Annotated in this window: 7 protein-coding genes, 2 tRNA genes and 4 rRNA genes; 5 read left to right on the top strand and 8 right to left on the bottom strand. The window is 54.9% G+C overall.

Annotated features, from left to right (window positions below):
* Positions 1-2: 2 nt before the first annotated feature.
* On the top strand, positions 3-467 hold the full coding sequence (locus ACZ9H3_RS16090) for an SRPBCC family protein (RefSeq protein ID WP_065762018.1): 465 nt from the start codon (positions 3-5) through the stop codon (positions 465-467).
* Positions 468-604: 137 nt separating this feature from the next.
* On the opposite strand, the gene rrf (ACZ9H3_RS16085) is transcribed toward ACZ9H3_RS16090, so the two are convergent.
* From rrf (ACZ9H3_RS16085) to ACZ9H3_RS16050, 8 genes are all read right to left on the bottom strand, one after another.
* A 5S ribosomal RNA gene (rrf, locus tag ACZ9H3_RS16085) occupies positions 605-720 on the bottom strand.
* A gap of 110 nt (positions 721-830) precedes the next feature.
* Positions 831-946, bottom strand: a 5S ribosomal RNA gene (rrf, locus tag ACZ9H3_RS16080).
* Between the two features lie 137 nt (positions 947-1083).
* A 23S ribosomal RNA gene (locus tag ACZ9H3_RS16075) occupies positions 1084-3974 on the bottom strand.
* 254 nt (positions 3975-4228) lie between these two features.
* Positions 4229-4304, bottom strand: a tRNA-Ala gene (locus ACZ9H3_RS16070).
* Positions 4305-4310: 6 nt separating this feature from the next.
* Positions 4311-4387, bottom strand: a tRNA-Ile gene (locus tag ACZ9H3_RS16065).
* An 84-nt stretch (positions 4388-4471) separates the two neighbouring features.
* A 16S ribosomal RNA gene (locus ACZ9H3_RS16060) occupies positions 4472-6008 on the bottom strand.
* The 16S, 23S and 5S rRNA genes sit together here with 2 tRNA genes alongside, the layout of an rRNA operon.
* Before the next feature lie 545 nt (positions 6009-6553).
* The gene (locus tag ACZ9H3_RS16055) at positions 6554-7774 is read right to left on the bottom strand and encodes a CaiB/BaiF CoA transferase family protein (RefSeq protein ID WP_454240473.1); all 1221 of its coding nucleotides are present in this window, start codon (positions 7772-7774) and stop codon (positions 6554-6556) included.
* A gap of 15 nt (positions 7775-7789) precedes the next feature.
* Positions 7790-8971, bottom strand: coding sequence for an acyl-CoA dehydrogenase (locus ACZ9H3_RS16050; RefSeq protein WP_065761868.1), 1182 nt, complete (start codon positions 8969-8971; stop codon positions 7790-7792).
* A 159-nt stretch (positions 8972-9130) separates the two neighbouring features.
* Between ACZ9H3_RS16050 and ACZ9H3_RS16045 the strand changes: the two genes are divergently transcribed.
* The 4 genes from ACZ9H3_RS16045 (at position 9131) to ACZ9H3_RS16030 (ending at position 13354) form a co-directional block, all read left to right on the top strand.
* Positions 9131-10048 carry a LysR family transcriptional regulator gene (locus tag ACZ9H3_RS16045; RefSeq protein ID WP_102052969.1) on the top strand — a complete coding sequence of 306 codons (918 nt, stop codon included), beginning with the start codon at positions 9131-9133 and terminating at the stop codon, positions 10046-10048.
* A gap of 416 nt (positions 10049-10464) precedes the next feature.
* Positions 10465-11586, top strand: a complete 1122-nt coding sequence (locus tag ACZ9H3_RS16040) for a Re/Si-specific NAD(P)(+) transhydrogenase subunit alpha (protein WP_476221492.1) — start codon at positions 10465-10467, stop codon at positions 11584-11586.
* 11 nt (positions 11587-11597) lie between these two features.
* Positions 11598-11915 (top strand): NAD(P) transhydrogenase subunit alpha part 2, encoded by a 318-nt coding sequence (locus ACZ9H3_RS16035; protein WP_042127705.1) that lies wholly within the window; start codon positions 11598-11600, stop codon positions 11913-11915.
* 2 nt (positions 11916-11917) lie between these two features.
* Positions 11918-13354, top strand: a complete 1437-nt coding sequence (locus ACZ9H3_RS16030) for an NAD(P)(+) transhydrogenase (Re/Si-specific) subunit beta (protein WP_330522525.1) — start codon at positions 11918-11920, stop codon at positions 13352-13354.
* The last annotated feature ends 18 nt before the right edge of the window (positions 13355-13372 follow it).

The following is a 13372-nucleotide window of genomic DNA, read 5'->3' as shown; positions in this document are numbered from 1 at the left end:
CCATGCAACTGCAACCTGACACCCTGATCCACAATCCCGATGGCTGCCGCGTTGTTTCTAGCGTCGAGATCCCCGCCGCCGCCACCAGCGTCTGGAACATCGTTGGTAACTTCGCCGGCTTCCCGGTGTTCATCCCTGCCCTGGCACATATCGATATGACCGGCAGTGGTGTGCGATCCGTACGCAAGAAGCTGTTCAAGGACGGTAATGTGGTCATCGAGCAACTCAACTCACACGACGACCAAGCAATGTGCATGACCTGGAGCCTGATCTACACCAGCCTGAACATTGGCAACCTCTGGGCAGCCATGCAGGTGGAGGCCCTGGGAGAGCAGCACAGTCGCGCGACCTGGACTATCCAGGCAGAGCCTCATGAAGGTGGTGCCGAAGCGCTACCAGCGTTCCAGGCCTTTCTACAGGGCTTTGCCGATAACGCCATGAGCAATGTCCGCAACCTGCTCACCTGAGCACTAGCCCCGGGCGGGGCGTGACCGTACGTCATGCCCCTACCGCAACCAATCTCTGTAGCTTGCATACAGCAGAGTACAGACCCAGAAAAGACAAAACCCCAGTCTGCCGCGCAGACTGGGGTTTTGGAATTTAATCTTGACGATGACCTACTCTCACATGGGGAAACCCCACACTACCATCGGCGATGCATCGTTTCACTGCTGAGTTCGGGATGGGATCAGGTGGTTCCAATGCTCTATGGTCGTCAAGAAATTCTGTTGCCAAGACGTCTTGTGCAGACGCTCCAGCGAAATTCTTGATACTTCTACCTAAAGACAAAACCCCTACCTGCGTGTGCAGATAGGGGTTTCGGAATTTAATCTTGACGATGACCTACTCTCACATGGGGAAACCCCACACTACCATCGGCGATGCATCGTTTCACTGCTGAGTTCGGGATGGGATCAGGTGGTTCCAATGCTCTATGGTCGTCAAGAAATTCTGTGTACCAGACCGTCTTTCGACGCTCCAGCAAATCGGGTATGTGATAGTTGTGAGTCGCAAACTTTCGGTTCGTTTCGTCTTCACAACACCGCAATCTGGTCGTTTCGACGCAAATTGCTTGGGTGTTATATGGTCAAGCCTCACGGGCAATTAGTATTGGTTAGCTCAATGCCTCACAGCACTTACACACCCAACCTATCAACGTCGTAGTCTTCGACGGCCCTTCAGGGAGCTCAAGGCTCCAGTGAGATCTCATCTTGAGGCAAGTTTCCCGCTTAGATGCTTTCAGCGGTTATCTCTTCCGAACATAGCTACCCGGCAATGCCACTGGCGTGACAACCGGAACACCAGAGGTTCGTCCACTCCGGTCCTCTCGTACTAGGAGCAGCCCCTCTCAAATCTCAAACGTCCACGGCAGATAGGGACCGAACTGTCTCACGACGTTCTAAACCCAGCTCGCGTACCACTTTAAATGGCGAACAGCCATACCCTTGGGACCGGCTTCAGCCCCAGGATGTGATGAGCCGACATCGAGGTGCCAAACACCGCCGTCGATATGAACTCTTGGGCGGTATCAGCCTGTTATCCCCGGAGTACCTTTTATCCGTTGAGCGATGGCCCTTCCATACAGAACCACCGGATCACTAAGACCTACTTTCGTACCTGCTCGACGTGTCTGTCTCGCAGTCAAGCGCGCTTTTGCCTTTATACTCTACGACCGATTTCCGACCGGTCTGAGCGCACCTTCGTACTCCTCCGTTACTCTTTAGGAGGAGACCGCCCCAGTCAAACTACCCACCATACACTGTCCTCGATCCGGATGACGGACCTGAGTTAGAACCTCAAAGTTGCCAGGGTGGTATTTCAAGGATGGCTCCACGCGAACTGGCGTCCACGCTTCAAAGCCTCCCACCTATCCTACACAAGCAAATTCAAAGTCCAGTGCAAAGCTATAGTAAAGGTTCACGGGGTCTTTCCGTCTAGCCGCGGATACACTGCATCTTCACAGCGATTTCAATTTCACTGAGTCTCGGGTGGAGACAGCGCCGCCATCGTTACGCCATTCGTGCAGGTCGGAACTTACCCGACAAGGAATTTCGCTACCTTAGGACCGTTATAGTTACGGCCGCCGTTTACCGGGGCTTCGATCAAGAGCTTCGCGTTAGCTAACCCCATCAATTAACCTTCCGGCACCGGGCAGGCGTCACACCCTATACGTCCACTTTCGTGTTTGCAGAGTGCTGTGTTTTTAATAAACAGTCGCAGCGGCCTGGTATCTTCGACCGGCATGGGCTTACGGAGCAAGTCCTTCACCCTCACCGGCGCACCTTCTCCCGAAGTTACGGTGCCATTTTGCCTAGTTCCTTCACCCGAGTTCTCTCAAGCGCCTTGGTATTCTCTACCCAACCACCTGTGTCGGTTTGGGGTACGGTTCCTGGTTATCTGAAGCTTAGAAGCTTTTCTTGGAAGCATGGCATCAACCACTTCGCGCTCTAAAGAGCACTCGTCATCAGCTCTCGGCCTTAAGATCCCGGATTTACCTAAGATCTCAGCCTACCACCTTAAACTTGGACAACCAACGCCAAGCTGGCCTAGCCTTCTCCGTCCCTCCATCGCAATAACCAGAAGTACAGGAATATTAACCTGTTTTCCATCGACTACGCTTTTCAGCCTCGCCTTAGGGACCGACTAACCCTGCGTCGATTAACGTTGCGCAGGAAACCTTGGTCTTTCGGCGTGGGAGTTTTTCACTCCCATTGTCGTTACTCATGTCAGCATTCGCACTTCTGATACCTCCAGCAAGCTTCTCAACTCACCTTCACAGGCTTACAGAACGCTCCTCTACCGCGTCACCTAAGTGACACCCGTAGCTTCGGTGCATGGTTTGAGCCCCGTTACATCTTCCGCGCAGGCCGACTCGACTAGTGAGCTATTACGCTTTCTTTAAAGGGTGGCTGCTTCTAAGCCAACCTCCTAGCTGTCTAAGCCTTCCCACATCGTTTCCCACTTAACCATGACTTTGGGACCTTAGCTGACGGTCTGGGTTGTTTCCCTTTTCACGACGGACGTTAGCACCCGCCGTGTGTCTCCCATGCTCGGCACTTGTAGGTATTCGGAGTTTGCATCGGTTTGGTAAGTCGGGATGACCCCCTAGCCGAAACAGTGCTCTACCCCCTACAGTGATACATGAGGCGCTACCTAAATAGCTTTCGAGGAGAACCAGCTATCTCCGAGCTTGATTAGCCTTTCACTCCGATCCACAGGTCATCCGCTAACTTTTCAACGGTAGTCGGTTCGGTCCTCCAGTCAGTGTTACCTAACCTTCAACCTGCCCATGGATAGATCGCCCGGTTTCGGGTCTATACCCAGCGACTAAACGCCCTATTAAGACTCGCTTTCGCTACGCCTCCCCTATTCGGTTAAGCTCGCCACTGAATATAAGTCGCTGACCCATTATACAAAAGGTACGCAGTCACCTAACAAAGTAGGCTCCCACTGCTTGTACGCATACGGTTTCAGGATCTATTTCACTCCCCTCTCCGGGGTTCTTTTCGCCTTTCCCTCACGGTACTAGTTCACTATCGGTCAGTCAGTAGTATTTAGCCTTGGAGGATGGTCCCCCCATATTCAGACAAAGTTTCTCGTGCTCCGTCCTACTCGATTTCATTGAAAAGAGATTTTCGCGTACAGGGCTATCACCCACTATGGCCGCACTTTCCAGAGCGTTCCGCTAATCTCAAATCAACTTAAGGGCTAGTCCCCGTTCGCTCGCCACTACTAAGGGAATCTCGGTTGATTTCTTTTCCTCAGGGTACTTAGATGTTTCAGTTCCCCTGGTTCGCCTCTTGCACCTATGTATTCAGTACAAGATACCTAGGTTATCCTAGGTGGGTTCCCCCATTCAGAGATCTCCGGATCAAAGTCTGTTTGCCGACTCCCCGAAGCTTATCGCAGGCTACCACGTCTTTCATCGCCTCTGACTGCCAAGGCATCCACCGTATGCGCTTCTTCACTTGACCATATAACCCCAAGCAATCTGGTTATACTGTGAAGACGACATTCGCCGAAAATTCGCAATACTCTTAAAGACTTAAGAGACACTCACAAATTTTACCTTAGCCTGAATAAACACCAGTGAAAGTGTTATTCAGTCTATTTCTATCACATACCCAAATTTTTAAAGAACGATTCTGAAAAAGTTCAGAAATCAACATTCACCATCATCACAATGGAATGCTCATTTCTAAGCTTTGACACGGTTGAGCAAGAGGGGTGGTGGAGCCAAGCGGGATCGAACCGCTGACCTCCTGCGTGCAAGGCAGGCGCTCTCCCAGCTGAGCTATGGCCCCAGCAATTGGTGGGTCTGGGCAGATTCGAACTGCCGACCTCACCCTTATCAGGGGTGCGCTCTAACCAACTGAGCTACAGACCCAATCGAAGGTTGCTAACCTAATCGTCTTCTTCAATGAATCAAGCAATTCGTGTGGGAGCTTATGAAGCAGCTGATGTCGTCGATTAAGGAGGTGATCCAGCCGCAGGTTCCCCTACGGCTACCTTGTTACGACTTCACCCCAGTCATGAATCACACCGTGGTAACCGTCCTCCCGAAGGTTAGACTAGCTACTTCTGGTGCAACCCACTCCCATGGTGTGACGGGCGGTGTGTACAAGGCCCGGGAACGTATTCACCGCGACATTCTGATTCGCGATTACTAGCGATTCCGACTTCACGCAGTCGAGTTGCAGACTGCGATCCGGACTACGATCGGTTTTGTGAGATTAGCTCCACCTCGCGGCTTGGCAACCCTCTGTACCGACCATTGTAGCACGTGTGTAGCCCAGGCCGTAAGGGCCATGATGACTTGACGTCATCCCCACCTTCCTCCGGTTTGTCACCGGCAGTCTCCTTAGAGTGCCCACCATAACGTGCTGGTAACTAAGGACAAGGGTTGCGCTCGTTACGGGACTTAACCCAACATCTCACGACACGAGCTGACGACAGCCATGCAGCACCTGTCTCAATGTTCCCGAAGGCACCAATCCATCTCTGGAAAGTTCATTGGATGTCAAGGCCTGGTAAGGTTCTTCGCGTTGCTTCGAATTAAACCACATGCTCCACCGCTTGTGCGGGCCCCCGTCAATTCATTTGAGTTTTAACCTTGCGGCCGTACTCCCCAGGCGGTCAACTTAATGCGTTAGCTGCGCCACTAAAATCTCAAGGATTCCAACGGCTAGTTGACATCGTTTACGGCGTGGACTACCAGGGTATCTAATCCTGTTTGCTCCCCACGCTTTCGCACCTCAGTGTCAGTATGAGCCCAGGTGGTCGCCTTCGCCACTGGTGTTCCTTCCTATATCTACGCATTTCACCGCTACACAGGAAATTCCACCACCCTCTGCCCTACTCTAGCTCGCCAGTTTTGGATGCAGTTCCCAGGTTGAGCCCGGGGATTTCACATCCAACTTAACGAACCACCTACGCGCGCTTTACGCCCAGTAATTCCGATTAACGCTTGCACCCTCTGTATTACCGCGGCTGCTGGCACAGAGTTAGCCGGTGCTTATTCTGTCGGTAACGTCAAAACAGCAAGGTATTAGCTTACTGCCCTTCCTCCCAACTTAAAGTGCTTTACAATCCGAAGACCTTCTTCACACACGCGGCATGGCTGGATCAGGCTTTCGCCCATTGTCCAATATTCCCCACTGCTGCCTCCCGTAGGAGTCTGGACCGTGTCTCAGTTCCAGTGTGACTGATCATCCTCTCAGACCAGTTACGGATCGTCGCCTTGGTGAGCCATTACCTCACCAACTAGCTAATCCGACCTAGGCTCATCTGATAGCGCAAGGCCCGAAGGTCCCCTGCTTTCTCCCGTAGGACGTATGCGGTATTAGCGTTCCTTTCGAAACGTTGTCCCCCACTATCAGGCAGATTCCTAGGTATTACTCACCCGTCCGCCGCTGAATCAAGGAGCAAGCTCCCGTCATCCGCTCGACTTGCATGTGTTAGGCCTGCCGCCAGCGTTCAATCTGAGCCATGATCAAACTCTTCAGTTCAATACTGCTTGGGTTTTGAGAAAACCCTAAACTTGGCTCAGCAATCTCAAATGACTATTTCGATTTCTCGTGTAGTCACTTGTGATGCTGATAATCTTTTTGACTATCAGTCTGATTTCACAAGCACCCACACGAATTGCTTGATTCGATTGTTAAAGAGCGGTTGGTTAAGAGCTTTTCGTCTCAACCGAGGCGCGCATTCTACGCTTTCCCCTGTCTCTGTCAAGCGTTTATTTTGAAGTTTTTCAGAATTTTCCGTTCAACTTCAACCACTTGACTCGCTTCGATCTCTCGTTAGCGGGAGGCGAATTCTACAGCGTTTCAACTCGCTGTCAACCACCTTTTTCACCGCTGCAGATCTATTCGACCGAAGCACTTCCGACACTATCGCTAAACGTCTAACTCATTGATTACCAAGGAGTTTTCCGTTTCGACTGCGCCGGAAGAGGTGCGCATTATAGAGAGATGAAACGGGGCGTCAAGGGTTAATTCCAACCTTTCTCAAAACAACCCAAAACGCCCCTCTATATAGAAGGGCGCAAACACTACAACACGCCAGCAGTGCGCAAGCGCTGGATCTCATCCGCTGTCAACGCCAATACCTCAGAGAGAATCTGATCAGTATGCTCACCCAGCAATGGCGGCGCATTGCGATACTCGACTGGCGTCTCCGACAGCCGAATAGGGCTCGCCACTTGCGGCACACGCCCAGCCAAGGGGTGGGCCAATTCAATGGCAAGGCCACGGGCCTTCACCTGAGGGTCCTCGAACATCTTTGCCAGGTCATTGATTGGCCCACAAGGAACGCTGGCCTGCTCAAGCAAGCTGATCCATTCGGCTGTGGTCTTGAATACCGTTACCTGACGAATCAAAGGAATCAACTCGGCGCGATTCGCCACTCTTTGCTTGTTAGTCGCAAATCGAGGGTCATCCGCCCACTGAGGCTGCCCAGCCACTTCAGCGAACTTGCGAAACTGACCATCATTACCAACCGTAAGGATGAAGTCGCCATCCGCCGTGGGGAAGTCCTGATAAGGCACGATATTCGGATGCGCATTACCCAGCCGACGGGGCGCCACCCCAGTAGTCAGGTAATTCATTGCCTGATTGGCCAGGCAGGCGACCTGTACGTCGAGCAACGCCATATCAATGCGCTGCCCACCGCCACCGTGCTCACGGTGGGCGAGGGCGGCCAGTATCGCAACAGTCGAGTAAAGCCCGGTGAGGATGTCGGTGAGGGCGACCCCAACCTTCATCGGACCGGCCCCTGCGTCACCTTCAGGGCGGCCGGTCAGGCTCATGAGCCCACCCAACCCCTGAATCATGAAGTCATAGCCCGCACGCTTGGCGTAAGGGCCGGTTTGACCGAAGCCAGTAATAGAACAATAGATAAGGTTAGGGTTGATCGCCTTCAGGCTTTCATAGTCGAGGCCATAGGCTGCCAGCCCGCCCACCTTGAAATTCTCGATGAGAATGTCCGATTTGGCTGCCAGTTCACGCACCAAGCGCTGACCTTCAGGCTGAGTGAAGTCGATGGTCAGCGAGCGCTTGTTGCGGTTGGCAGACAGGTAATAGGCCGCCTCACTGGTATTCTCACCCCGCGCATCCTTGAGGAAGGGCGGCCCCCAGGCGCGGGTGTCATCACCCACACCGGGGCGCTCCACCTTGATCACCTCGGCCCCCAGGTCCGCAAGGATTTGCCCTGACCACGGCCCAGCCAATACTCGCGACAGATCCAGCACCCGCAGATGAGATAGCGCGCCCATGGTCTGGCTCCCTGATTAGTAGAACGCCTGAATGCCGGTTTGCGCACGCCCCAGGATCAAGGCATGCACGTCATGGGTCCCTTCATAGGTGTTGACCACTTCAAGGTTGACCAAATGTCGCGCAACACCGAACTCGTCGGAGATGCCATTGCCGCCCAGCATGTCGCGCGCCATACGGGCGATGTCCAAGGCCTTGCCGCAGGAGTTACGCTTCATGATCGAGGTAATCTCAACCGCGGCAGTACCTTCATCCTTCATCCGCCCCAGACGCAGGCAACCTTGCAAGGCGAGGGTGATCTCGGTCTGCATGTCGGCCAGTTTTTTCTGGATCAGCTGGTTTGCGGCCAACGGACGACCGAACTGCTGACGGTCGAGGGTATATTGCCGCGCGGTGTGCCAGCAGGCTTCAGCGGCGCCCAGTGCACCCCAAGAGATCCCATAACGCGCCGAGTTCAAGCAGGTGAAGGGGCCCTTCAGGCCACGCACGTCGGGGAAGATGTTCTCTTCGGGAACGAACACATTGTCCATCACGATCTCGCCAGTGATCGACGCGCGCAAACCCACCTTGCCATGAATGGCCGGTGCACTCAGGCCTTTCCAGCCTTTTTCCAGGACGAAGCCTCGGATATCACCGGCATCATCCTTGGCCCAAACCACAAACACATCAGCGATAGGGCTGTTGGTGATCCACATCTTGCTGCCAGTCAGGCTGTAGCCACCCTCGACCTTGCGGGCGCGGGTGATCATCGAGCCTGGGTCAGAGCCATAGTTGGGCTCAGTCAGGCCAAAACAACCAATCCATTCACCACTAGCCAGCTTGGGCAGGTACTTCTGCTTCTGGGCTTCAGTACCAAACTCGTTGATCGGCACCATCACCAGTGACGACTGCACACTCATCATCGAACGATAGCCGGAGTCGATTCGCTCCACTTCACGGGCGATCAAGCCGTAGCACACGTAGTTGAGGCCACTACCACCGTACTGCTCAGGAATGGTCGCACCGAGCAGGCCGATTTCTCCCATCTCACGGAAGATCGCAGGATCCGTCTGTTCGTGACGAAAGGCTTCCAGTACACGCGGTGCCAACTTGTCCTGAGCAAACTGGAAAGCACTGTCACGCACCATGCGCTCTTCTTCAGTGAGCTGCTGATCGAGCAACAGGGGGTCGATCCAGTTGAAGCTTGCTTTGCCAGCCATGGGCGAATCCTCAAGAAATGGGTTCAGGTTTTTTGTCCTTTGATCCTAGGCCGGAAAGCCCAGAGGGACAAACGAGGATTGCGCATAAACTTGTGATAATTTTTCACTCCGTAATGGAAAAAAGCCCATTCCTGCCTTCTATTAGTGAGATCAACGTATATGAGGCGCAAGATACCCAGCACCACGGCCCTGGTTTGCTTTGAAGCAGCCGCGCGCCACGAGAGCTTTACAAAGGCGGCCCAAGAGCTGTCCCTGACGCAGGGTGCCGTCTGTCGACAGATAGCGGGGCTGGAAGACTTCCTCAATGTCGAACTGTTTCGCCGTTCACGCCGCGGGGTAAAACTGACCGAAGCAGGGCTTTCCTATAGCCGTCGGGTAGCGACACAGTTGGATGCCGTAGAGCGCGACACGTTGTCGGTCATGGGCCAACAGGGGGCCAATGTCATTGAACTGGCCGTGGTGCCAACCTTTGGCACCCAGTGGTTGCTGCCTCGCCTGAAGGAGTTCCAGCACCGCCATCCAGAAGTCACCGTCAACTTGACCAACCGCACGCGGCCCTTTCTGTTCGCCGATACGCATTTCGACGCGGCGATCTATTTCGGCGATGCCGACTGGCCAGGTACACAGTTCCACCGCCTGATGGGCGAGAACCCGGTCCCGGTATGCAGCCCGGCACTGCTCGGCGCCCAGCAACAGCTCACGGCGAAGACCATCGCCAGCCTGCCTCTGCTGCAGCAAACCACCCGACCATATGCTTGGCGACAGTGGTTTGACAGCCTGAACATGAATGTTGCTCGCGACATGACGGGGCCACGCTATGAGCTATTCTCGATGCTTGCCCAGGCTGCGATACATGAAATGGGTATAGCACTGATACCTCCATTTCTGATTCAGCGCGAGCTGGCAGAAGGGCGCCTGGTTATCGCCAACCCCCATGCACTGTCGAGCATCAAGGCCTATTACCTGATGATTCCCGAGCGCAAAGTGGAGTCTGCGTCATTGCGCGCCTTCCGCGACTGGCTGGTAGAACAAGCCCGCAACTACATCGCCAACCACAGCGAGAGTGTTCGAAATTAACTACGTAGTGCAATATTCTGAACACCTACAAATATACGTAAATGTCGCAATTAGTTAAACCCTACCAACACCCTCGTAAACACCCCTTAACCCTGCTGTTTACGTGGCTTTGACGCTATAAATAGGGTGCAATTTCTCTCCCACAGTGATTTCAACGGAAAATTTTCAAATTTTGCCGTAATCTCCCTGAAGCCCACGGCTGGCGGGCTGAAGGCCGATTGTTGCGACATACGGTCACAGGGTGACTTGTAGTTTGTTTATCGTCACCCTTCAAAATCTGTTGAAGCGATTCAGGATCGCCAGCAAAATGCCCAGCCCCGCCTGAATTCACGCGGGATCGTGCTGATCGGCCGCCCCAGAAGCACCATCCGTAGTGCACTGGTTTACTAACAAAAGATCACGCAGGAGAAATTGACGTGCACATTGGTGTTCCTCTCGAAACGCAGACGGGCGAGACACGCGTCGCTGCAACCCCGGAAACCATCAAAAAACTGATTGGCCAGGGTCACCAGGTCACCGTTCAAAGCGGCGCCGGGGTTAAAGCCAGCGTACCGGACAGTGCCTACGAAGCAGCAGGCGCCACTATTGGCAGCGCTTCCGATGCGTTTGGCGCACAACTGATTCTGAAGGTTGTGGCGCCCAACGATAGTGAACTGGGTCAGATCAAGAGCGGCTCCGTGCTGTTGGGTATGCTCAATCCCTTCAACAACGATGTCATCGCCAAGATGGCCGAGTGCGGCATTACAGCCTTTGCCCTGGAGGCGGCCCCGCGCACTTCCCGCGCGCAAAGCCTGGATGTGTTGTCGTCACAGGCCAACATCGCCGGTTACAAGGCTGTCCTGCTGGCAGCGCACTATTACCCTCGCTTCATGCCGATGCTGATGACCGCTGCCGGTACGGTAAAAGCCGCACGCGTGCTGATTCTCGGCGCAGGTGTGGCCGGGCTGCAGGCAATCGCCACAGCCAAACGCCTGGGTGCGGTGATTGAGGCTTCGGATGTACGGCCTGCCGTTAAAGAGCAGATCGAATCGCTCGGCGCCAAGTTCATTGATGTGCCGTATGAAACCGACGAGGAGCGCGAATGCGCCGAAGGCGTTGGCGGCTATGCCCGACCAATGCCGGCGAGCTGGATGCAACGCCAGGCCCTGGCCGTGCATGAGCGCGCCAAACAGGCCGATATCGTCATCACCACCGCACTGATCCCCGGCCGTAAGGCACCCACGCTGCTCAGCGCCGAAACCGTTGCGCAGATGAAGCCGGGGTCGGTGGTCATCGACTTGGCGGCGGCTCAAGGCGGTAACTGCCCGCTCACGGTTGCCGATCAAGTGGTTGTTGAAAACGGTGTGACTATCGTCGGGCCAACCAACCTGCCAGCAATGGTCGGCGCCGATGCCTCGGCGCTCTATGCACGCAACCTGCTGGACTTCATGAAACTGCTGTTCGACAAGGATGGCCAGTTCACGATCAACCTCGAAGACGACATTGTCGCCGCGTGCCTGATGTGCCGCGACGGTCAGGTCATCCGCAAGAACGGATAAGGAGCACGACAATGGAAGACATGCTGATTTCCCATGGCGTCTACAACCTGATCATCTTCGTGCTGGCCATCTATGTCGGTTACCACGTGGTCTGGAACGTAACCCCTGCGCTGCATACCCCATTGATGGCGGTTACCAACGCCATTTCCGCCATCGTCATCGTTGGCGCAATGCTCGCCGCAGCCCTGACGGTAACCCCGCTGGGCAAGATCATGGGCACCCTCGCGGTCGCCCTGGCAGCGGTCAACGTGTTCGGCGGTTTCCTGGTCACCCGGCGCATGCTGGAGATGTTCAAGAAGAAAGCAGCGAAGGCAGAGGGGCAGAAGTAAACATGAGCATGAACCTGGTAACACTTCTCTACCTTGTCGCCTCGGTATGTTTCATCCAGGCCCTCAAAGGCCTGTCGCACCCGACCACGTCGCGCCGCGGTAATCTGTTCGGCATGCTCGGCATGGCGCTGGCCGTGGTCACCACCATTGGCCTCATCTACAAGTTGGGCTCGGAACTGGCGACTGCCGGTATTGGCTACGTGATCGTAGGCCTGCTGATTGGCGGTACTGCGGGTTCGATCATGGCCAAACGAGTAGAAATGACCAAGATGCCCGAGCTGGTCGCGTTCATGCACAGCATGATCGGCCTGGCTGCGGTATTCATTGCCATTGCGGCAGTGGTTGAACCGCAATCGCTGGGCATCGTCAGCAGCATCAGCGAGCCGATCCCTACCGGTAACCGCCTGGAGCTGTTCCTCGGTGCAGCCATCGGTGCAATTACGTTTTCCGGTTCGGTCATCGCCTTCGGCAAGCTCTCCGGCAAGTACAAGTTCCGCCTGTTCCAGGGCGCACCTGTGCAGTTCAGCGGTCAACACAAGCTGAACCTGATACTGGGCCTGACCACCATTGGCCTGGGCCTGGTCTTCACCTTCACCGGCAACTACAGCGCATTCGCCCTGATGTTGATCCTGGCGTTCGTAATGGGCGTGCTGATCATCATCCCGATCGGCGGTGCCGACATGCCGGTAGTGGTGTCGATGCTCAACAGCTACTCGGGCTGGGCGGCAGCGGGCATCGGCTTCTCGCTGAACAACTCGATGCTGATCATCGCAGGTTCGCTGGTAGGGTCTTCGGGTGCGATCCTCTCGTACATCATGTGCAAAGCGATGAACCGCTCGTTCTTCAACGTAATCCTCGGCGGCTTCGGCGGGGCAACGGACGCTGCTGGTCCGGCTGGAGCGAAGGAGGCCCGCCCAGTGAAGTCCGGTTCGGCAGACGACGCCACCTTCCTGCTGAGCAACGCCGACACGGTCATCATTGTGCCTGGCTACGGCCTGGCTGTTGCGCGTGCCCAGCATGCCCTCAAGGAACTGACCGAAAAGCTGACCCACAATGGCGTTACCGTTAAGTACGCGATCCACCCGGTAGCCGGTCGGATGCCTGGACACATGAACGTACTGCTGGCCGAAGCCGAAGTGCCTTACGACCAGGTCTTTGAGATGGAGGATATCAACTCCGAATTCGGCCAGGCCGACGTGGTGCTGGTGCTGGGTGCCAACGACGTGGTCAACCCAGCGGCGAAGAACGATCCAAAGTCACCCATTGCTGGCATGCCGATCCTCGAAGCCTTCAAGGCCAAGACCATCATCGTCAACAAGCGCTCCATGGCCAGTGGTTATGCAGGCCTGGACAATGAACTGTTCTACCTCGACAAGACCATGATGGTCTTCGGCGACGCCAAGAAAGTCATTGAAGACATGGTCAAAGCCGTCGACTGACCCCGAGGCAAAACCACA

The sequence above is a fragment of the Pseudomonas sp. TE3910 genome (genome assembly GCF_056279025.1).
The sequence above is the reverse complement of the archived record's forward strand: the minus strand, read 5'-3'. Positions and strand labels throughout refer to the sequence as shown.

What these genes read in the sequence shown, in the direction of transcription:
- ACZ9H3_RS16090 (WP_065762018.1), top strand. Translation starts at nt 3, where the DNA reads ATGCAACTGCAACCTGACACCCTGATCCACAATCCCGATGGCTGCCGC.
- ACZ9H3_RS16055 (WP_454240473.1), bottom strand. Translation starts at nt 7,774, where the DNA reads ATGGGCGCGCTATCTCATCTGCGGGTGCTGGATCTGTCGCGAGTATTG.
- ACZ9H3_RS16050 (WP_065761868.1), bottom strand. Translation starts at nt 8,971, where the DNA reads ATGGCTGGCAAAGCAAGCTTCAACTGGATCGACCCCCTGTTGCTCGAT.
- ACZ9H3_RS16045 (WP_102052969.1), top strand. Translation starts at nt 9,131, where the DNA reads ATGAGGCGCAAGATACCCAGCACCACGGCCCTGGTTTGCTTTGAAGCA.
- ACZ9H3_RS16035 (WP_042127705.1), top strand. Translation starts at nt 11,598, where the DNA reads ATGGAAGACATGCTGATTTCCCATGGCGTCTACAACCTGATCATCTTC.
- ACZ9H3_RS16030 (WP_330522525.1), top strand. Translation starts at nt 11,918, where the DNA reads ATGAGCATGAACCTGGTAACACTTCTCTACCTTGTCGCCTCGGTATGT.